Source organism: Nocardia arthritidis, from assembly GCF_011801145.1.
GTDB lineage: Bacteria > Actinomycetota > Actinomycetes > Mycobacteriales > Mycobacteriaceae > Nocardia > Nocardia arthritidis_A.
This window is the reverse complement of record NZ_CP046172.1, coordinates 1,289,078-1,308,704: the sequence shown is the minus strand read 5'-3', so window position 1 is coordinate 1,308,704 and position 19,627 is coordinate 1,289,078. Positions and strand designations below refer to the sequence as shown.

Below are 19,627 nucleotides of genomic sequence, written 5' to 3'. Positions count from 1 at the left end.
TCATGCGCGTGCTGGTGACCGGGGCCGCCGGATTCCTCGGTTCGGCGGTGCGCCCGGCGCTGGCCGCCGCCGGGCACGAGGTCGTCGCCGCCGACCTGCTCGATGGGACGAGTACCGAACCGCCGGAAGGCATTTCGCGAGTAGATCTGCGTGATGCCGCGGCGCTGGAGCCGCTGCTGCGCGGCGTCGACGTGGTCTGCCACCTGGCCGCGATAACCGATGCCACCGGCCCGGCCGGATTCGCGGCGCACAACGACCTCGGCACCGCCGTCCTGCTCGGCGCGATGGAGCGGGCGCGGGTGCGGCACCTGGTGCTCGCATCGTCCATCGTCGTCTACGGCGAGGGGCGCTACCGGGACCGCGGCGGCGCGACGTACTTCCCCGGACTGCGCCGCCGCGCCGATCTCGACCGCGGCCTCTACGATCACCGCGCACCGCGTACCGGCGAAATACTCACCTGGGAACCGGTCACCGAGGACGCACCGCAGCGGCCGCGCGGCTGGTACGGATCCAGTAAGGCCGCGCAGGAAAACTATTCGTTCGCTTGGGGTTTGGCGACCGGCGGCGGGGTGACGGCGCTGCGTTTCCACGCCATCTACGGGCCCGGCGCCCGCGGCGGCTGGGCGGCCCGATACCGCGACGAACTCGACGCCGGACGACCACCGCGGGTGCCGGAGGACGGTGGACAGGTGCGCGACTTCGTCCATCGCCGCGATGCCGTCAAGGCGCTGGTCGCCGCGGTGGACCGGCGTTTACCCGGCTTCGTTCCGCTGAATATCGGCTCGGGGCAACCGATCACGCTGTGGGAGGTCGCATCGATCATGGCCAAGGCGCGGGGCGGGCCGACGCCGGTGGTCACCGGGCGGTACCAGCTGGCCGATGTGCGGCATATCGTTGCCTCGGTCGAAAAGGCGAAGCGGGCGCTGGGTTTCGCGCCGAGCGCGGGTACGGTCGAAATTTTCACGGAATACGGTGCGGCGTCGAGGGCTTCCGACTCGGAGTGAGATCGCGTTCCGGCTGGACCAACCCGACAACCGCCTGTCACCCCGCCACAACCCCTCATCGAATCATTACGCGATGCTCGCTGATTTGGGTTGCCACGCGATCAATCCGGCTGATGAAGCGCTAAGCATCGCCGGAGTTCGCGCTCTGCAACGCATTCCGAATATGACGCAGAAACGCTCTGGCCGCGGGACTGACCGTCGGCTCACCGCGGTGCGCCAGGCCGATGCGCGCACGCAGGCTGAGTCCTTGGATCGGCGTCGCGCGAACGTCCGGATGCCGCCGCGCCACGGACAGCGGCAGGATCGCGACGCCGAGGCCGCACCCGGCCAGCCGGGCCAGCATATGCGGGTCACCCGCCTCGAACACCACCCTGGGCGCGAAACCCGCACGCGCACAGGCGGAATCGAATTCGGCGCGCAGGCCGCCGCCGGGCGGCAGGCAGATCAGATCGCGTTCGGCCAGTGTCGCCAGCGTGGCCGCGCCCTCCGGCTCGGCCGCTGCCGCCACCGCGACCACCGGCTCGTCGGCGAGGATCTCGACGACGACGCCGTCGGGCAGCGCCGGACCCAGCCCGACGAGCGTGAGATCGAGTCTGCCCGAACGCAATAGCTCCAGCGCCAGTTCGGGACCGTTCTCGGACAGCGTGATCTCCACCCCCGGATGCGTGCGGTGGAAATCGGCGAGCAGTTGGGGCAGGTCGAATGCCGATACCGATGCGGTCACCCCGAGCCGCAGATGGCCGCGCACCAGCCCGGTCAGCTCCGCGACCGCTTGCCGCGCATCGGAATAAGCCTGCAGCGCCGCCCGCGCGTACGGCAGCACGGCCCGGCCCGCCTCGGTCGGGACGACGTCCCGCGCGGAACGGTCCAGCAGCACGGCCCCGAGATCGCCCTCCAGCTTGCGGATTTGGGCGCTCAGACCCGATTGGGCCACATGCACCCGGTCCGCGGCTCTGGTGAAGTTCGCCTCCTCCACGACGGCGACGAAGTATTCCAAGCGGCGTAACTCCATATCCAGCAATGCTAGTTCCGATCACAACCAGCTGTTGGACTGCTGGAATCCCGAGGCGCACGCTGAGAACAAGCGACAGATGGAGTGAGAATCATGGGAGAGCAGAACATCGTCATCGCCGGTGCCGGAATCGGCGGGTTGACCGCGGCACTCAGCCTGCACGCCAAGGGAATCGAGGCCACCGTCATCGAAAGCGCGCGCACCATCGCGCCGCTCGGCGTCGGCATCAACGTGCAATCGGAGGCGGTGGCGGTGCTGACCGAACTCGGCCTCGGCGACCGGTTGGCCGCGACCGGCGTGGCGACCGCCGAGTACATCTACTGCGACCGGCACGGCAACCGGATCCTGACCGAATCCCGCGGCCGCGCGGCGGGGAATGCGGCGCCGCAATATTCGATCCACCGCGGTGAACTACAGCTGCTGCTGCTCGACGCGGTGCGCGAACGCCTCGGCGCCGACGCCGTGCGGACGGGTATCCAGCTGACGGATCTGCGTCAGGATGGACAATCGGTGCGGATAACCACCCTCGACCGGAACAGCGGCGGCCACGAAACCGAGATGGCGGACCTGCTGATCGGTGCGGACGGACTGCATTCGGCGGTGCGCGCCCGGCTGCATCCGGACCGGATGCGGTTGCACTGGTCGGGCCTGCGGATGTGGCGCGGCATGGCGGAAGCCGATTCGTTCCTGACCGGGCAATCCATGGTGATCGTCAACGGTGGCCCGACCCGCCTGGTGGCCTATCCGATCTCGAGCCGTACCGCTCCTGGCCGTTCCCTGGTGAATTGGGTTGCGCTGGTAACGGTTTCGGAACCGGGCTGGCTGGACGACGATGCGGGCTTCAACCGCGCCGCCAGCGCCGACGACGCGCTGCCCCACGTCGCCGATTTCGCCCTGGGCTGGCTGGATGTGCCGGGACTCGTCGCGGCGAGCACCGACATTCTGGAATACCCGATGGTCGACCGCGACCCGCTGCCCTGGTGGGGGCGCGGCCGCGTGACGCTGCTCGGTGATGCCGCACATCCGATGTACCCCGTTGGCGCACTCGGCGGCACCCAGGCCATCCTCGACGCGAGCGTGCTCGCCGACGAGCTCGCCGTGGGCGACGATCCGGCCGATGCCCTGATGCGCTACGAAAACCGCCGCCGCGAACCGACTTCCACGATCGTCCTCGCCAACCGGCAGTACGACCTACAGGAGCGAACGGGCGCCGACGCGGTCCGAATCATCGACGACTACCAGAAAACCATTGCCACCGCGTCCAGGCCCTGATCCCGGAAGACCTGTTCCCGCATGGCATTCGGCTTCTCAGCCGTGCCAGCGCCGGTAGACCGAGGCCGCGCCGGGGTGCAGCGGAATGGTTCCGGTGTTGATCAGCGAGCGCCCGTCCAGGAACTGGGTGCCCGCGGCCTCCGCCGGAACCAGCGAATCCGCCTTGTACACAAGCAGTTCCACCAGAGCGGCGGCCGTGCTGTCGGCCATCGCCGCCGAGGCGAGCAGCAGGTTCGTCACGCCTATCGTGCGCACGGCGGGTGCGCCCGGGTACGCGGTCGCGGGGATGTCGACGCGGTCGTATACGGGTCCGAAGAGTTCCCGCATCGGCGCGGCCAGGTCGCCGAGATCGATGAGGCGCAGGTGGGCAGGCACTTCCAGCAGCGTTGTCGGTACGCCGCCCGCCCACAGCAGCGCGTCGGCCTCGCCGCTCAGCACGCTCGACACCGAATCGCGCAGCGGGCGATGGACTATCTCCACATCGCTGTCCGGGTCGAGACCCGCGGCACGCAGGATCCTGGTCCCGGTGAGCGCGGCGCCGGAGCCCTCGGCGCCCCAGTTCAACCGCAGGCCGCGCAGATCGGCGACGGCGTGGATCGGACTGTCCTTGCGCACCGCCATCTGCAGGTAGTTCTCGTATACGCGGCCGAGCGCGAGCACCTGCTCATCGGAGCGGCCGACCGAATCGGCAAGTGTCAGTGCGGCATCCACCCGGCCGCCGGCGAGCATCGTCAGATTGTCCTGCGATCCGGCGGTGGTCACCACATCGATGTGGATGGTGCCGTCGGCGGCCGCCGCCGCGGCCATCTTCCGGGCGAACGCCTCGTAGAAGCCGCCGACCTCGCCCGAGGCCAGCCGCACTCGCCCCGCTCCCCCGTCGGGCCCGCATCCGGCCAGCCCGAGCGCGGCGAGTCCCGCCGCCGCGAGAAATCGCCGCCGGTTCATTCCGGTACCACCGCCGGTAGCCGGATGACCACCGAAAGTCCCTGCGGCTGCCCGGCTTCCACCGTCAAGGTGCCGCCGCGGGCCTGGGTGAGGGCGGCGGCGATGGGCAGGCCGAGCCCGGAACCGCCCGCAGGCGCGGTGGAGCCACGGAAGAAACGGGTTGTCAACTTGTCGATCTCACCGTCGGGGACGCCGGACCCGTTGTCGCGCACCATGATCGTCACCCACACCAGATCGGTGACGACGGTGACGACGACGTGGGCGCCCGGTCCGGCGTAGCGGCTCGAATTGCTCAGCGGCACATCGAGAATCTGCGCGAGCACATCGGCGGAGACCGCGACGTCGGCGTGTGCCATCACGGTCGCCGAGGTCAGCTTCTGCCCGGCGCTCTCGTATGCGGAATGCCAGGCATCGATCCGGTCTGCGACGACTTGGACCGCGTCGCAATGATTATCGGCCTCCGCGCCGTTGTGCGCCACGTCGAATGCGGCGGGCGTCTCCGCGACGGCGAGGTTGAGCAGCCCGTCCAGCAGCGCGGTGAGCCGATCCACCTCGGCGCTGGCGCCGCGGAAGGTGGCACGCGCGCGCTCCGGAATATCGCACTCCAGCGAATCGAGTCGAATAGTCAAGGCGGCCAGCGGGTTTCGCATAGCATGTGCGGTGTCGGCGACCAGTTGCCGCTGCGCGTCCACCGAATCGGCGACGGCAAGCGCCATCACGTCGAAGGATTCGGCCACCTTGCGCATCTCCGGCGGGCCGCCGTGCCTGCGCGCGATGGAGACCGGCACGGGCGCGTCCGGACGTGGCTTCGGCAGCGTCGCGGTCAATTCCGCGACCGCGTGCGAAAGCGCCGCCAGCGGCCGCAGCACCCAGCGGCTCAGGGTGAGCGCCAGCAATGTGAAGAAGGCCATCGCGGCGGCGGCGCCGAGCGCGATCACCGCCCAGTCCTCGGCGATATCGGCGCGGGCCCGCGCGGTGGATGCCTCGATCACCACCGCGCCGTTGACCTGCAGACCGGTGCCGACCGGCCGGGCGATCAGCATGGTGGGACTGCTCCACGGGGTGAGCCGGTCGGCGGCCTGCGGGCGCTGGTTACGCCGGGCGGCTGACACGGCTGCCGCGACGTCGGGATCGTCGATATCGGCGCCCGCGTTCACGCTCACCTCGCCCGTGGCGTTGACGATCAGCACGTTCTCACCGTAGAGGTCGTGATATCTGCCGACCTCATCGCTGAGCATGCGCACATCGCCCGCCGCCTCGCCCGCATCGGCGAGGGTGGCGAAACGATCGGCGTCACCGGAGCGGCCGAGCACCAGTTCCTGCGTCCGGCTGGTGGCGACGGTCAACGACAGCGGTACCGCGAAGGCGAGCACCGCGATGGCCGCGAATACCGTCAAGGCTATGAGCAGGCGCCGCCGCATCCCGCTGCCTCGCGCCGCTCGACCGTCCCCCTGGATAGCTCGGTCGTCACTGCCCCCACCGATATCCGTAACCGCGAATGGTGGTGATCAATCCCGGCCTGCGCAGCTTCGCGCGCAAGCCGGTCATGTGCACATCCAAGGTCCGCGAGACCGCGACGAACGCATCCCCCCATATTCGATCCATCAACTGCTGCCTGCTCACCGCGGCGCCCGGCCGTTCGACCAAAGCCTCGACCAACTCGAATTCCTTCTGGGTCAAGGCAATCGGCTCACCGCCCACCTCGACGATCCGGGCCGCGAGGTCGACTCGCACATCCCCGGTGATCACCTCGGACCGCGCCGGCTGCGCCGCGACCGCCGCGCGCCGCATCACGGTCTCCAACCGGGCCATCAGCTCGGCGATGCGCGGCGGCTTCACCAGATAGTCGTCGGCCCCGCCGCGCAGGCCACGCACGATGGACCGCTCGTCACTGCGCGCGGTGAGGATCAGCACCGGCACCGAACTGACCTCGCGCAGCTGCCGCAGCACCTGCAGCCCGTCGCCGTCGGGCAGACCGAGATCCAGGATCACCGCGTCATAACCGCGGTGCGCGGTGAGCAGGTCGGCGCCGCGGCGCTTGCGCTCGGCCTGATAACCACGGGCATTCAGCGCCTCTACCAGCGCATCGCCAACACCGTCGTCATCTTCGACCACCGCAAGCCGCACGCGCCGATCCTCGCACAGCGAAGGCTCGGCGCGCACGGCCGGATCGGGCGCGGTCTCAGTGAGTGGGTGTGAACTCACGATTCGGCTCGGATGCGGTGGTTTCCGAGACGCCCTCGGCGTCGATGGTCGAGTCCTCCGAGGTCTCCCGCATGAAGAGGTAGGTGACCAGCGAGACCAGGATGCAGGCGGCGACATACCAGAAGTACACCGACTCGTGCTTGTGATCCTTCAGCCACAGCGCGATGTACTCCGCGGTGCCACCGAAGATGGCGACGGTCAGCGCATACGGCAGGCCGACGCCGAGCGCGCGGATCTTGGTGGGGAACAGCTCGGCCTTCACGATCGCGTTGATCGAGGTGTAGCCGGAGATGATGATCAGCGCCAGCATCATCAGGGCCCATGCCGCCACCGTATTCCTGGTGTGCGCGAGCACCGACATGATCGGCACGGTCAGCAGCGTGCCGCCGACACCGAAGAAGATGAGCAGCTTGCGCCGACCGATCCGGTCGGAGAGCGCGCCGGCCAGCGGCTGCAACACCACGAACACAAGCAGCGCAACGAAATTGATCCACGCCGCGGTGCCCTTGGGGATATGCGAGGTGTTGATCATGAACTTCTGCATGTACGTCGTGTACGTGTAGAAGGCCACGGTGCCGCCGAGCGTCAAACCGACGACGAGCAGGCACTCCTTCGGATAATCCAGCAGCATGCGCAGAGAACCGCGCTGCGCCTTCGGCTTCGCCGCCTCGACGCCGATCGCGGACAGCACGTCGTTGGTGTTGCCGATCAGCGGAACGGTTTCGGCCTCGGCCTTGAACTGCTCGGACTCATCCATATGCCGCCGCAGCCACATCACGATGAGCGCGCCGGCCGCGCCGATGAGGAACGGGATGCGCCAACCCCAGTTGGTCATCTGCGCGTCGGTGATGAACTGCTGCAACACGATCTGCACACCGAGCGCGACCAGCTGACCCGCCACCAGCGTCACGTACTGGAAGCTGGAGTAGAACCCGCGCTTACCCGTCGATGCCACCTCGGACAGGTAGGTCGCGCTCGTCGCGTATTCGCCGCCGACCGAAAGCCCTTGTAGCAGACGGGCGATCAGCAGCACCGCGGGCGCGAGCAGCCCGATGGTCTGATAGCCGGGCGTCACCGCGATCAGCAGCGAGCCCGCCGCCATCACCGTCACCGACAGTGTCAGCGCCGAGCGGCGGCCGAACCGGTCCGCATAGCGGCCCAGCAGCCAGCCGCCGATCGGCCGCATCAGGAAGCCCACCGCGAACACCGCCGCGGTGGACATCAGCTCAGCGGTCGCATTGCCCTTGGGGAAGAACGCCTTCGCGAAATAGACGCTGAACGCGGCATAGACGTACCAGTCGTACCATTCGACGAGATTGCCGATGGAACCGCGCAAAACATTCCCGACGACCCGGCGCTCGCCCGTGGGCTGTGTCGTAGTCACTGAACCTCCTCCATCAAACGCAGCGGTGCGTCAGTGAACGAGTGTGGCTGCCCTCACAGCTTCGGCGGAAGTTCGCGCCGGGTTTTCTAACGTTCCCTTAGGACGATCGAAACCGCTGGCTAGACCGCTTTCAGCAGCGGAGCCAGGGTTTTCAGCGCGCCCGATTCGTCCAGATTCAGAACCTGCAGGGCGACATGATTCGCGCCTGCGCGCAGGTGTTCGGTCAACTTCTCGACAACCGCCGCCACATCACCGGACGCGACGACGGCGTCGACGAGCCGATCGCTGCCCGGCTTGGCCAGGTCCTCGTCGGTGAAGCCGAAGCGGCGCAGGTTCGCGGTGTAGTTCCGCAGATCCAGATACATTCCGACGCGCGGCCGCGCCGTCTGCCTGGCCCGCACCAAATCGGCATCGACGACGACCTTGTGCTCGGTGGCCAGCAGCGCCTCGGGACCGAGGATTTCGCGCGCGCTCGCGGTGTGCGCCGTCGGCACCAGATACGGCAGCGCACCGGCCGACCGCTCGGCGGCCAACTTCAGCACCTTCGGACCGAGCGCGGCGAGGGCCCGCCGCTCCTTGGGAACGCCCGCGGCGTCGAGCGCGTCGAGATATTCGACGAGCGCGTCGTACGGCTTCTGGTAGGCGGAGTTGACCTCGGGATTCCCCGCGCCGATACCGAGCAGGAAGCGGCCCGGAAAACGCGCCTCGATCCGGTGGAAGGATTCGGCGATCCGCTTGGGGTCGGTGGCCCAGATATTCACGATGCTGGTGGCGACCGCAATGGATTCCGTTGCGTCCAGGAGGGATTCGACTACCGGAAGCTCGTCGGGCGGCGAAGTGCCGAGCCAGAGCGTGCCGTAACCGAGCTCCTCCAGCTCCCGCGCCTGCTCCGGGGTGAACCCGGAATATCGCCGCCACACGCCGAACCGTCCGAGATTGTCGAATGTCATGCCTGGACGAACCCCGCTGTCGCCGCACCTATTCCGGGAAATTTTCCCAGAGGTCTTAGCACTCTCCATCCGAGAGTGCTAATGTAGGGCATGCACAGCTTCTGGCGCCTGTCGCCGTGGCAGGCGTCATCGCTAGCGAATGGGAGGTGATTCGCTGTGCTCCGGTTTGATCCGTTCCATGACATCGACACTGTCGCTCGCCAATTGCTCGGTGAGACCGCAGGTTCCGCGCGCGCGCCGCGATTCATGCCGATGGATCTGTTCAAGGCTGGTGACCACTACGTCTTGAACGCCGATCTGCCCGGCGTCGACCCAGGCTCAGTGGATGTCAGCGTCGACAACGGCACCCTGACCCTGCGTGCGCAGCGCAGTGCACCCAGCGAGGAAAACGTGCAGTGGATCGCCTCCGAGCGGTTCGCGGGCACGTACATGCGCCAACTCAGCCTCGGCGACAATGTCGATTCCGAGAAGATCAGCGCGACCTACAACAACGGCGTCCTGTCCGTAACCATCCCGATCGCCGAGAAGGCCAAGCCGCGGCGCATCGAGATCCAGGGATCCAGCCAGCCGCGCACCATCGAGGCCGGCACTTCGTCCAAGAACTGACGCCGAACGACTCCCGCGCCGCATCGTGCCCCTCCCGTCGCGGCGCGGGGGTTCCCTATCAGTCGCCGCAGCAGCCTTCGACGGCTCCGGGGACCGTGCGCATCTCGCGGGTCTGCGCATTGCGCGCGGCCAAATCGGAATCCGCCGGATAGTCCACCGCGATCAGGCTCAACCCGTGCGCGGGCGCGACCGTGACCGCGCTGGAGCGCTCGGTTTCCGCGAGCAGCGTGGCGACCCAGTCGGGCGAACGCCTACCCTCGCCCACCGCGAGCACCGCGCCGACCAGACTGCGCACCATGGACCAGCAGAAGGCGTCGGCGCTCACGTACGCGGTGAGCAGTTCGCCCTCGCGCACCCAATCGAAGCGCTGCAGTTCGCGGACCGTGGTCGCGCCATCACGGCGGCGACAGAAGGCGGCAAAGTTGTGCAGGCCCAACAGTTTTCGCGACGCCTCCGACATCGCGGCGATATCGACGCCGGGGCGGCAGGCCACAACGCTGCGGGCCCGCAGCGGTTCGGCGCCGTACGGGGCGGTGGTCAACCGGTAGGCGTAGTGGCGGCGAATCGCCGAGAACCTGGCATCGAATTCGGGCGGCGCGATCCGCGCGTCCTTGATCCGCACATCCTTCGGCAGGAAGCGCGCCATGCGGTGCACGAGTTTGCCCGCGTCGAACTCGGCGGACGTATCGAAGTGCGCCACTTGACCTTCCGCGTGCACACCGGCGTCGGTGCGGCCCGCGACCGTGAGCTGGATCGGTTCGCGATAGACCTTGGTCAGCGATTCCTCCAGCACGCCCTGCACCGTGCGCAACCCCGGCTGACGCGCCCAGCCGATGAAATCCGTTCCGTCATAGGAGATATCGAGGCGCACCCGCACCGGTGCGGAAACCTCTTGCGGCACAGCCGATTCCTCGGTCGGGCGCTCGGCGGCATTCGACTGATCCGCTGAATTCTGCACGGTATCAACCACTCCCATACTTCGGATATGAATGAGCCCGCCGCCCCCAGTGGGTGCGGCGGGCTCGTTCAGAACGCGAGCAGTGTCAGGCGTCCTTCTTGTCCTCAGCGGCCTCTTCGGCGGCGGGCGCCTCGGCGACGACCTCTTCGGTCTTCGCCTCGGCGGCCGGAGCCTCGGCCTTCTGCGACGCGGCAACGCGACGGGCGCGGTCGGCCTCGTTGGTCACGGTCTTCTCCCGGACCAGCTCGATGACCGCCATCGGCGCGTTGTCACCCTTACGCGGCAGCGTCTTGGTGATGCGGGTGTAGCCACCCTCGCGCCCCTCGAACGACGGGCCGATCTCCGCGAACAGGGCGTGCACCACGTCCTTGTTGCGGATGACCTTCAGCACCTCGCGACGGTCGGCCAGGGAGCCGGCCTTCGCCTTGGTGATCAGTTTCTCGGCGTAGGGGCGCACGGCCTTGGCCTTGGCCTCGGTCGTGGTGATCCGGCCGTGCTCGAAGAGCGCCGTGGCCAGATTGGCGAAGATCGCCTTCTGGTGCGACGCCGACCCGCCGAAGCGGGCACCCTTCTTGGGCTTGGGCATTGTTGGTTCTCCTTATGAGAGGCCGGGCCGGGGTGCCTACCCCGTCGGCCTAGAGCTGTTCGGTCTCGGCGTAGTCCTGCTCGCCGCCATCGGTGTCACTGAACGTGCCGCTGTCGCTCCACGTCCCGGTGCTCGCGTCGTAACCCACCACGCTGGACGGATCGAACGACGCCGGACTGTCCTTCAGCGAGAGGCCGAGCGCGTGCAGCTTGACCTTGACCTCGTCGATGGACTTCTGGCCGAAGTTGCGGATGTCCAGCAGATCCGACTCGGTGCGGGCGACGAGCTCGCCCACCGTGTGCACACCCTCGCGCTTGAGGCAGTTGTAGGACCGGACGGTGAGGTCCAGATCCTCGATCGGCAGACCGAACGAGGCGATGTGATCCGCCTCGGCCGGCGAGGGGCCGATCTCGATGCCTTCGGCCTCGACGTTCAGCTCACGGGCCAGGCCGAACAGCTCGACCAGGGTCTTGCCCGCCGAGGCGAGCGCGTCCCGCGCGCTGATGGAGTTCTTGGTCTCCACGTCCAGGATGAGCCGGTCGAAGTCGGTGCGCTGCTCGACACGGGTGGCCTCGACCTTGTAGGTCACCTTGAGCACCGGCGAGTAGATCGAATCCACCGGGATGCGGCCGATTTCCGCGCCGGACGCCTTGTTCTGCACCGCCGGGACGTAACCGCGACCGCGCTCGACCACGAGCTCGATCTCCAGCTTGCCCTTGTCGTTCAGGGTGGCGATATGCATATCCGGGTTGTGCACGACAACGCCGGCGGGCGGCACGATGTCACCGGCGGTGACGGTGCCCGGGCCCTGCTTGCGCACGTACATCGTCACCGGCTCGTCCTCCTCCGAGGACACGACCAAACCCTTGAGGTTCAGGATGATGTCGGTGACATCCTCCTTCACGCCCGGGACGGTGGTGAACTCGTGCAGGACGCCGTCGATGCGGATGCTCGTGACCGCGGCCCCCGGGATCGAGGACAGCAGGGTACGCCGCAGCGAGTTGCCGAGGGTGTAACCGAAGCCCGGCTCGAGCGGTTCGATGGTGAACTTCGAGCGGTTCTCGGCGACGACCTCTTCGGTCAGCGTCGGACGCTGTGAAATCAGCATTAGGATCTTCCTCCTTTTGGGGCGCCCACTATTTGACGCCACGTCTTGGGGATTCCCTCGTCATCCCGATCGGGGCCCCGGCCGGAGCCGGGGCTGATCGACAGCGACGGTGGGACGGCAGCAGAAGCTGATTACTTCGAGTAGTACTCGACGATCAGCTGTTCCTGCAGCGGCACATCGATCTGGGCGCGCTCCGGAAGCTGGTGCACCAGGATCCGCAGACGACCCGGGATCACCTGCAGCCAGCCGGGAACCGGCCGGTCGCCGACGGTCTCGCGGGCAACCTGGAACGGCAGCGTGCCGAGCGACTTCTCCTTGACATCGATGATGTCGTACTGGCTCACCTGGAAGCTGGGAACGTCCACCTTCTTGTTGTTCACCAGGAAGTGACCGTGGCTGACCAGCTGGCGGGCCTGACGGCGGGTACGGGCCAGACCGGCGCGGTACACGACGTTGTCGAGACGGCACTCGAGCAGACGGAGCAGGTTGTCACCGGTCTTACCCTTGAGGCGGTTGGCCTCCTTGTAGTACCGGCTGAACTGCTTCTCCATGACGCCGTAGGCGAAGCGAGCCTTCTGCTTCTCCTGCAGCTGGAGCAGGTACTCGCTCTCCTTGATCCGCGCCCGGCCGTGCTGGCCCGGCGGGTAGGGGCGACGCTCGAACGCCTGGTCGCCGCCGACGAGGTCGACGCGCAGACGACGCGACTTGCGGGTGATAGGGCCTGTATAACGAGCCATTTTTCGCTATTCCTTTCCCGCTAGACGCGACGCCGCTTGGGCGGACGGCAGCCGTTGTGCGGCTGCGGGGTGACATCGGAGATCGTGCCCACCTCGAGGCCTGCGGCCTGCAGCGAACGGATCGCGGTCTCGCGGCCCGAACCCGGGCCCTTGACGAACACGTCGACCTTCTTGACGCCGTGCTCCTGCGCCTTGCGGGCGCAGTTCTCGGCAGCGAGCTGCGCGGCGAACGGGGTCGACTTGCGCGAACCCTTGAAGCCGACGTGGCCCGACGACGCCCAGGAGATGACGTTGCCCGCCGGGTCGGTGATCGACACGATCGTGTTGTTGAACGTGCTCTTGATGTGCGCGTGGCCGTGCGGGACGTTCTTCTTGTCCCTGCGACGCGACTTCTGGGTCTTCTTGGGGCCGGAGGCCCGACTCTTCGGAGGCATCCTTTATCCCCTACTTCTTCTTGCCTGCGACGGTGCGCTTCGGGCCCTTACGGGTGCGCGCATTGGTCTTGGTGCGCTGGCCACGCACGGGCAGGCCACGGCGGTGGCGCAGGCCCTGGTAGCAGCCGATCTCGATCTTGCGACGGATATCGGCCTGCACCTCGCGGCGCAGGTCACCCTCGACCTTCATATCCGAGGCTTCGATGTAGTCACGCAGCTTCGTCAGATCGTCGTCGCTGAGATCCTTCGAGCGCAGGTCCGGGCTGACGCCGGTCTGCGCAAGGATCTCCTTGGAGCGGGTACGGCCGATGCCGTAGATGTAGGTCAGCGCGATCTCCATGCGCTTTTCGCGCGGGAGGTCGACGCCCATGAGACGTGCCATGTGGCAGCTTCCTTACTGTTGCGGAGGTCTGCTCCCTGTCCGTTCCCCGCTTCTTGGTTGGGGCACCGGCCTCCGTACCGGTGGTTTGCGTGCACGCCTCGGGCTGATTTCCTGGGAAAAGACCCGAATTTCCACAGCGTGCGGCTGGAGCTGGGAGTTCTTCTTCTTGTTGCCAATCCGAACCGCGATTCGGTGCTTGGCGGGGATCAGCCCTGGCGCTGCTTGTGGCGCAGGTTGTCGCAGATCACCATGACCCGGCCGTGGCGGCGGATCACCTTGCACTTCTCGCAGATCTTCTTGACGCTCGGCTGAACCTTCACGTCCGTCCAATCTCGTTGTGGTTCACAGGGGTGTGAACACAGTTTTTCCCCAGCCGACGGCTGGGGAAGTCTCTATTATGTCGCCCGCATGACAACGGCTGGTCACCGGGGTCTTACATCGCCGCTCGGGCGGGGATGCGGAGGTCGCGACCCCCGCAAACGCCCAGGGGATTACTTGTAGCGGTAAACGATCCTGCCGCGGCTCAGGTCGTACGGCGAAAGCTCGACGACCACGCGGTCTTCGGGAAGGATACGGATGTAGTGCTGCCGCATCTTCCCGCTGATGTGCGCGAGAACCTTGTGTCCGTTCTCGAGCTCGATACGGAACATCGCATTGGGCAGCGGCTCGACAACTCGACCCTCGACCTCGATGGCCCCGTCCTTCTTCGCCATGTCCTCCGCGATCCCGGTTTAGGCTCAACCTTGGTTAGATTGCTGGTAGCTGTCCGGTGTGAACCAGTCGGTTGACCTTTCCGGCCGCACGCGAACAGTCGGCGCGTAGATGCACCGCTGCTCAAGCTTACCGGGACGCGCCGGATCCGGCAAAAACGCACACCTCGTGCACGATGCTGGGACATGCGGCGGGGCGGGCCTCGACGATTTCCCATCGACGCAACAAACAACGGCTGGTCGGCTAAGTTAGGCCGACAGGCTGGGCCACGGATCGTGACGAGTGTCGCGTAAACTGGCCGCTGTCCAGGTAATCCGGTCCAGCAGAACCAGGGGGAAGTGCGTGAGCGAGCGCAGCGGGCGAACCATCGTCGCAGCGCCCATGGCGAACGCGCAACCGAGTGCCAGCGAGGTGGAGCAGTGAGTCGCAAAGACGACGGCCTCCCCATGCTGCCGCCGTGGCTATCCGAGAGCGAAGTCACTCAGGTCGGTTACGAGGCGCCGGTCCAGAATCTGCCGCACGAAGACCTCATCCCGGAAACGCCGAAGCGCGGACGTTTCAAGACGCGGCCCGCCGAGCCGGAGCGCCAGGAGGGCTCCCGGCCGGAGAAGCGCCGCAAGGGTTGGCGCCGGGGCCGCGACGAGCAGCCGGAGCAGCCGCAGGCGATGCCGCCGCAGGGGCCGCCCATGCAGGGGCCGCAGGGCACTCCGCCGCAGTTCTATGCCGAACCGCACGGCAGGCCGGATGGTCCGTGGGGTCCATCCGGGCCGCAGCAGGGCGGGCCACAGCCGCAGCAGGGCGGGCCACAGTCCGGGCCGCAGCAGCAGCCGGAACCGCCGCGCCATCCGCTGCCGACGCGCCATCCGTCACAGCCCTCCGCCGCATTCCAGCCGCTCGGCACCCGGCCGACGCCGAACGCCGAATTCACGCCGCCCGCAGCGGAACTCGCGCAGCCGGAGCAGCCGCCGCCGTCCACCGAGGCAACGGTCCGCTATCAAGCGGCGCGACCGGATCTGCCGCCGCGGCCACCGCTGCCGGAATCGCCCGTGGGGCAACCACATTCACCCAGCGGCGAACAGCAGGCAACACCCGGTCCGAGCGGCCGGGAAACTCCGGAGACCGACGCACCGCCGCCATGGTTGGTGACGCCGGATTCCGCTGCGCCGGAACAGGGTTCCGCATCGCGACCGAATCCGGCCGCCGCACCGGGGGTCACTCCGCCGAGCGGCGAGCCGGGCATCCCGCAGTCCGGACCACAGGCCCCGCCCGCCTGGCTCAACCGGCCGGACCCGCTGCCACCCCGCCCCGATCTCGAACTGCCGCCACCCCCCGGCGAATTCGCCGACCCGTCGGGCGAGATCGCCACGGAGGCAGGCCGTTCCGGTGCGACGCCCGACGCCGCCGGCCCGGTATCGCCGGGAGCGGTCGAGGGAGCTGCGCCGACCCGCGGCGAATCCGCACCTGGCACACCCGGACTCGATGACGGACCGGGCTCGCGGCCAGGGACACCCGAATCCGGCGCGATCGAAACCGGTCCGGGATTCCGAGCCACGCACGACAGTTCGGCGGCATTCCAGTCCGCGACCGGAGCCGACAGCGCGGTGCGGCCCGATGCGGGAGTCGTTGGCGCGCAAGGAAGTTCGGGGACGCCGGAAAGCGGCCACGGTACGGATCAGGACCGCTCCGCGCCGCACAGATCCGGACCTGGCATCCCTGCCGGTCCAGGCGAAATAGGCTCCGGCTCAGTCGAATTCGGCGACGCACCCGGCTCGATACCGGTGCGGTCCGCGGCAGCCGAGGGGTCCGGCCCGGTGCCGGTTCGGCCCGGCGAAACCGATGCGGCCGAATTCGACGCGGGTAATGGAGCAGATGAGACTTCGCGCGGCGGCGAGTCCGCGCGGCCGAATGGTGCCGCGGAGCCGCAGCGACTGTCCGGTGGGCGGCTGTCCGGCGGGAGTTGGCAGACCGGACCGCTGACGCCGGAGGGATCCGGTGCGCCCGGACAAGCGGATTCCGGATGGGTGACCTCGGGATCCGATGCGGGCGCCGGACGCTCGGGCGTCGGTGGCCGCCATCGAGTTTCCGCCCAGTACGAGGCGACCGAGGCGGAGGCGTTGGCCAAGGCCGCCGACTATGCGCCCGCCGGTGATACATCCGCCGGAACGATGGGTTATGTGGGTGATCTGCCCGGATCCCCGAACCAGCCCGGCGATTCGTCACGTGATGCCAATGGTGGTGGGCAGCCCCAGTACGGGCCGACGGGTTATGCGAGTGGTCCGCCGAATCCGCAAGCGCCCGGCCAGAATCCGTACGGGCCCGGTCCGGCCGCTCCGCCGTATGCGCCGGTCAGCGATCAGCCCGCCTCCTACCTCCCTCCCGGAGTCGGGTATGCGCCGACGGGACCGTACGTTCCCGGACAGCCGCCATACACGCCCGGCATGAACCAGTCCGCGCCGGGCGGCGCCGGATTCCATCAGCCACCGGTGAGCGGAAACCCAAGTGTCCCGGCCGGATACGGGCAACCATCCGCCGCACCCGGCGGTCCGGATGCGCAGGCGGGATTCCACCAGCCGCCGTATGCACCAACCGGCGACCAGCCCGGACCCGGCACGCCAACCGGATACGCACCGACCAGCGACCAACCCGGACCAAACGGACCGGGCAACCAAGGCACGCCAACCGGATACGCACCAGGCACCGACCAGCCGAGCCTGCATGGGCCAGGGGGCCAAGGCGTGCCGACCGGATATGCACCGACCAGCGACCAAGCTGGGCCGCACGGACCGGGCAACCAAAGCGCACCAACCGGATACGTGCCTGGCAGCGACCAGCCGAGCCTGCACGGGCCAGGGAGCCAAGGCACGCCGACCGGATATGCACCGACCAGCGACCAAGCTGGGCCGCACGGACCGGGCAACCAAAGCGCACCAACCGCATATGTGTCTGGCGGCGACCAACCGGGCCCGCACGGGCCAGTAAGCCAAGGCACGCCAACCGGATACGTGCCCGGCAGCGACCAATCGAGCCCGCACGGACCGAGCAACCAAGGTGCACCAACCGGATACGCGCCAGGCAGCGACCAACCAGGCCCGCACGGACCCGGCAACCAAGGCGCGCCAACCGGATACGTGCCCGGCAGCGACCAACCGGGCCCGCACGGACCGAGTAACCAAGGTGCACCAACCGGATACGCGCCAGGCAGCGACCAACCAGGCCCGCACGGGCCAGGGAGCCAAGGCGCGCCGACCGGATACGCACCGACCAGCGACCAAGCTGGGCCGGTCGGTCAGGCGCCGGGCGGCGGTCAGCCGGGTGGCCATTACGCGCCGGGCGAAACTTCTGGTGCGGCAGCGGGTTACGGGCCCACGCCGCCGTATGCGCCTGGCCCTGATCAGCAGGGGCAGTACGGGCCGCACGTGCAGAGCGTGCCCGGGCTCGGCCCGGCGACGGGCGGGTTCCGGGCGGGGCAGTATCCGCAGGGGCCGCAGTATCAGCAGGGGCCGCCGCCGTCGTTGGACGATGTGCCGATGCGGCGCGCGACCAAGGCGCCGGGTTCCGGCTGGCGCAAGGCGGTGCATCACGCCTCTCGCGGTGCGATCAACCCCGGCATGTCGGCCGAGGAACGGCGCTTGCAGGAGTTGGTGGCGCGGATCCGGCAACCGGTGCGCGGCGATTACCGGATCGCGGTGCTCTCGTTGAAGGGCGGCGTCGGCAAGACCACGACCACCATGGGTCTCGGCTCCACCTTCGCCTCGATCCGCGGTGACCGGGTGATCGCCGTCGACGCCAACCCGGACTTCGGCACGCTGTCGCAGCGGGTGCCGCTGCAGACCCGCTCCACGGTGCGGGATCTGCTGCTCGACCCGGCCATCCAGCGCTACTCGGACGTGCGCAGGCACACCTCGCAGTCGACCAGTCGGCTGGAAGTGCTTGCCAGCGAACGGGATCCGGCGGCGTCGGAGGCGTTCAGCGAGGAGGAGTACCGGGCCGTCGCGCGGATCCTGCAGCGGTTCTACAACATCATCCTCACCGACTGCGGCACCGGCCTCATGCATTCGGCGATGTCGGGCGTGCTCGATCTGGCGCATTCGCTGGTATTGATCTCCTCCCCCGCCATCGATGGCGCGCGCAGCGCCGCGGCCACCCTGGATTGGCTGTCGCTGCACGGGCACGACCATTTGGTGCGAAATGCGGTGGTGGTGATCAATTCGCCGCGAGCCGGATCACCGAATGTCGGAATTCAACAATTGCGCGAATATTTCCTGTCGCGTTGCCGCGCGGTGCATATCATCCCGTTCGATCCGCATATGTCGGAGGGCGCGGAGATCGATCTGCACAGGTTGAACAAGACGACAAAGCGGGCATATGTCGAGTTGGCCGCGACGGTCGCGGATGATTTCGCGACCGATCACCGTCGCAATTGGAGCTGAATCCGCCAGGGGCACTTGACAATAGGCCCGACCGGTCGGTGCGAGCTATCGGTTTGCCGGAGCCGGACCGGTGCGAACACTGGCCGTTGGCTTTGCGCCCGTAGGCGATTCGCTCGCGCATAGCAATTGGCTTCTTGCACAGGCAATTGCACGCGCAAGAAGCCGAAAGACTTGTGCGAACAACACTGGAAACAGGACACGGCCGGTCGGCATGAATTGCCAACCGGCCGTGTCTATTTCGCGCCGGAGGGGACGGCGCTCATGGACTGGCTGATCACCACTCGGGTAGGCGGCGACGGCCGGCGAGCACGTCGCGCACCAAATCGTCGTAGGCGTCGGCCAATTCGGCGAGGTGATGCCATGCCCCATGTAGGCGGTCGTCGTGGGCGTCCAACGTCATCAACGCGTGGTGCGCGCGCACCGACGACTCGGCCAGGCGGTCGATCACCGCGCCGACGGTCTCGGTATGCAGGGTCGCACCGAGGCGATGCCGCGGTACGGTGCGCGCCACCCAATCATCGATCGCCATCACCAATTCGATTCTGCGACGCTCGATTTCGACGATCGCCGTGGGATCGGTGTCCACCGATCCGCCACGGCCGACCAGCCGTCTCTCATGTAGTACGGCCAAATCTCTGGCGAACCATAGCAGCGGGCCACCGACGACGCGGTGCCCGCGACACGCCCGCACCAGAAGATCGGAAGTCGGCAGCAATCCTGGACTCACGGACTGCACTGCCGATTCGACACACCGCGATGTGCCGGGAAGAGCCATTACGACCGTTGTATCCGAACCTGCCACGTTGCCTCGCCGTCATCGCCGCACAACACCGGATCAGGACGTTCATTACAATAAACCTCTGAAGGCCCCTGTCAAGCGTTACCCGGCCGTAGAAAGGCACG

General features: G+C 67.7%; 19 protein-coding genes. 4 read left to right on the top strand and 15 right to left on the bottom strand.

Annotation, left to right across the window (positions count from 1 at the left end):
• Window positions 1–2: 2 nt before the first annotated feature.
• Complete coding sequence (locus tag F5544_RS05650) at window positions 3–1,004, top strand: NAD-dependent epimerase/dehydratase family protein (RefSeq protein WP_167472196.1); 1,002 nt, start codon at window positions 3–5, stop codon at window positions 1,002–1,004.
• Window positions 1,005–1,125: 121 nt separating this feature from the next.
• On the opposite strand, the gene F5544_RS05645 is transcribed toward F5544_RS05650, so the two are convergent.
• A complete protein-coding gene (locus F5544_RS05645) occupies window positions 1,126–2,016 on the bottom strand; it encodes a LysR family transcriptional regulator (RefSeq protein ID WP_167472195.1) in 891 nt (296 codons plus the stop codon).
• A 93-nt stretch (window positions 2,017–2,109) separates the two neighbouring features.
• On the opposite strand from F5544_RS05645, the gene F5544_RS05640 reads away from it, so the two are divergent.
• Window positions 2,110–3,288 (top strand): FAD-dependent monooxygenase, encoded by a 1,179-nt coding sequence (locus F5544_RS05640; protein WP_167472194.1) that lies wholly within the window; start codon window positions 2,110–2,112, stop codon window positions 3,286–3,288.
• A gap of 36 nt (window positions 3,289–3,324) precedes the next feature.
• Here F5544_RS05640 and F5544_RS05635 read toward each other — a convergent pair whose 3' ends face one another.
• From F5544_RS05635 to F5544_RS05615, 5 genes are all read right to left on the bottom strand, one after another.
• Complete coding sequence (locus F5544_RS05635) at window positions 3,325–4,233, bottom strand: TAXI family TRAP transporter solute-binding subunit (protein WP_167472193.1); 909 nt, start codon at window positions 4,231–4,233, stop codon at window positions 3,325–3,327.
• Window positions 4,230–5,654: a sensor histidine kinase gene (locus F5544_RS05630; protein ID WP_167472192.1), complete on the bottom strand. Its 1,425-nt coding sequence runs from the start codon at window positions 5,652–5,654 to the stop codon at window positions 4,230–4,232. Before F5544_RS05630 ends, F5544_RS05635 begins: the two co-directional genes overlap by 4 nt.
• 46 nt (window positions 5,655–5,700) lie before the next feature.
• Window positions 5,701–6,360 (bottom strand): response regulator transcription factor, encoded by a 660-nt coding sequence (locus F5544_RS05625; RefSeq protein ID WP_167472191.1) that lies wholly within the window; start codon window positions 6,358–6,360, stop codon window positions 5,701–5,703.
• A gap of 55 nt (window positions 6,361–6,415) precedes the next feature.
• Window positions 6,416–7,822 carry an MFS transporter gene (locus F5544_RS05620; RefSeq protein WP_167472190.1) on the bottom strand — a complete coding sequence of 469 codons (1,407 nt, stop codon included), beginning with the start codon at window positions 7,820–7,822 and terminating at the stop codon, window positions 6,416–6,418.
• Window positions 7,823–7,941: 119 nt separating this feature from the next.
• A complete protein-coding gene (locus tag F5544_RS05615) occupies window positions 7,942–8,772 on the bottom strand; it encodes an LLM class F420-dependent oxidoreductase (RefSeq protein WP_167472189.1) in 831 nt (276 codons plus the stop codon).
• A 156-nt stretch (window positions 8,773–8,928) separates the two neighbouring features.
• Here F5544_RS05615 and F5544_RS05610 point away from each other — a divergent pair, with 156 nt between their 5' ends.
• Window positions 8,929–9,378 (top strand): Hsp20/alpha crystallin family protein, encoded by a 450-nt coding sequence (locus F5544_RS05610; protein WP_167472188.1) that lies wholly within the window; start codon window positions 8,929–8,931, stop codon window positions 9,376–9,378.
• Window positions 9,379–9,436: 58 nt separating this feature from the next.
• Here F5544_RS05610 and truA read toward each other — a convergent pair whose 3' ends face one another.
• From truA to infA, 8 genes are all read right to left on the bottom strand, one after another.
• Complete coding sequence (gene truA / locus F5544_RS05605) at window positions 9,437–10,354, bottom strand: tRNA pseudouridine(38-40) synthase TruA (protein ID WP_167472187.1); 918 nt, start codon at window positions 10,352–10,354, stop codon at window positions 9,437–9,439.
• Between the two features lie 67 nt (window positions 10,355–10,421).
• Window positions 10,422–10,922 carry a 50S ribosomal protein L17 gene (gene rplQ, locus F5544_RS05600; protein ID WP_167472186.1) on the bottom strand — a complete coding sequence of 167 codons (501 nt, stop codon included), beginning with the start codon at window positions 10,920–10,922 and terminating at the stop codon, window positions 10,422–10,424.
• A gap of 49 nt (window positions 10,923–10,971) precedes the next feature.
• Entirely contained in the window at window positions 10,972–12,030 is a 1,059-nt protein-coding gene (locus tag F5544_RS05595; RefSeq protein ID WP_067785162.1) for a DNA-directed RNA polymerase subunit alpha, read from the bottom strand.
• Between the two features lie 131 nt (window positions 12,031–12,161).
• A complete protein-coding gene (gene rpsD, locus F5544_RS05590) occupies window positions 12,162–12,767 on the bottom strand; it encodes a 30S ribosomal protein S4 (RefSeq protein ID WP_167472185.1) in 606 nt (201 codons plus the stop codon).
• A gap of 20 nt (window positions 12,768–12,787) precedes the next feature.
• The gene (gene rpsK, locus F5544_RS05585) at window positions 12,788–13,201 is read right to left on the bottom strand and encodes a 30S ribosomal protein S11 (protein WP_167472184.1); all 414 of its coding nucleotides are present in this window, start codon (window positions 13,199–13,201) and stop codon (window positions 12,788–12,790) included.
• Window positions 13,202–13,211: 10 nt separating this feature from the next.
• The gene (gene rpsM / locus F5544_RS05580) at window positions 13,212–13,583 is read right to left on the bottom strand and encodes a 30S ribosomal protein S13 (RefSeq protein WP_167472183.1); all 372 of its coding nucleotides are present in this window, start codon (window positions 13,581–13,583) and stop codon (window positions 13,212–13,214) included.
• Between the two features lie 206 nt (window positions 13,584–13,789).
• The gene (rpmJ, locus tag F5544_RS05575; protein WP_011207363.1) at window positions 13,790–13,903 is read right to left on the bottom strand and encodes a 50S ribosomal protein L36; all 114 of its coding nucleotides are present in this window, start codon (window positions 13,901–13,903) and stop codon (window positions 13,790–13,792) included.
• 171 nt (window positions 13,904–14,074) lie between these two features.
• Complete coding sequence (gene infA, locus F5544_RS05570) at window positions 14,075–14,296, bottom strand: translation initiation factor IF-1 (RefSeq protein WP_003418601.1); 222 nt, start codon at window positions 14,294–14,296, stop codon at window positions 14,075–14,077.
• A 2,937-nt stretch (window positions 14,297–17,233) separates the two neighbouring features.
• Here infA and F5544_RS47425 point away from each other — a divergent pair.
• On the top strand, window positions 17,234–18,724 hold the full coding sequence (locus F5544_RS47425; protein WP_428847164.1) for an AAA family ATPase: 1,491 nt from the start codon (window positions 17,234–17,236) through the stop codon (window positions 18,722–18,724).
• Window positions 18,725–18,998: 274 nt separating this feature from the next.
• Here the strand turns inward: F5544_RS47425 and F5544_RS46190 are convergent, their stop codons facing one another.
• Window positions 18,999–19,310 (bottom strand): DUF4254 domain-containing protein, encoded by a 312-nt coding sequence (locus tag F5544_RS46190; protein WP_225729867.1) that lies wholly within the window; start codon window positions 19,308–19,310, stop codon window positions 18,999–19,001.
• Window positions 19,311–19,627: the final 317 nt, after the last annotated feature.

Bases quoted from the DNA above. Each gene is read 5' to 3' on its own strand.
- F5544_RS05650 (WP_167472196.1), top strand. From the start codon at position 3: ATGCGCGTGCTGGTGACCGGGGCCGCCGGATTCCTCGGTTCGGCGGTG.
- F5544_RS05645 (WP_167472195.1), bottom strand. From the start codon at position 2,016: ATGGAGTTACGCCGCTTGGAATACTTCGTCGCCGTCGTGGAGGAGGCG.
- F5544_RS05640 (WP_167472194.1), top strand. From the start codon at position 2,110: ATGGGAGAGCAGAACATCGTCATCGCCGGTGCCGGAATCGGCGGGTTG.
- F5544_RS05635 (WP_167472193.1), bottom strand. From the start codon at position 4,233: ATGAACCGGCGGCGATTTCTCGCGGCGGCGGGACTCGCCGCGCTCGGG.
- F5544_RS05630 (WP_167472192.1), bottom strand. From the start codon at position 5,654: ATGCGGCGGCGCCTGCTCATAGCCTTGACGGTATTCGCGGCCATCGCG.
- F5544_RS05615 (WP_167472189.1), bottom strand. From the start codon at position 8,772: ATGACATTCGACAATCTCGGACGGTTCGGCGTGTGGCGGCGATATTCC.
- truA (WP_167472187.1), bottom strand. From the start codon at position 10,354: ATGGGAGTGGTTGATACCGTGCAGAATTCAGCGGATCAGTCGAATGCC.
- rplQ (WP_167472186.1), bottom strand. From the start codon at position 10,922: ATGCCCAAGCCCAAGAAGGGTGCCCGCTTCGGCGGGTCGGCGTCGCAC.
- F5544_RS05595 (WP_067785162.1), bottom strand. From the start codon at position 12,030: ATGCTGATTTCACAGCGTCCGACGCTGACCGAAGAGGTCGTCGCCGAG.
- rpsD (WP_167472185.1), bottom strand. From the start codon at position 12,767: ATGGCTCGTTATACAGGCCCTATCACCCGCAAGTCGCGTCGTCTGCGC.
- rpsK (WP_167472184.1), bottom strand. From the start codon at position 13,201: ATGCCTCCGAAGAGTCGGGCCTCCGGCCCCAAGAAGACCCAGAAGTCG.
- rpsM (WP_167472183.1), bottom strand. From the start codon at position 13,583: ATGGCACGTCTCATGGGCGTCGACCTCCCGCGCGAAAAGCGCATGGAG.
- infA (WP_003418601.1), bottom strand. From the start codon at position 14,296: ATGGCGAAGAAGGACGGGGCCATCGAGGTCGAGGGTCGAGTTGTCGAG.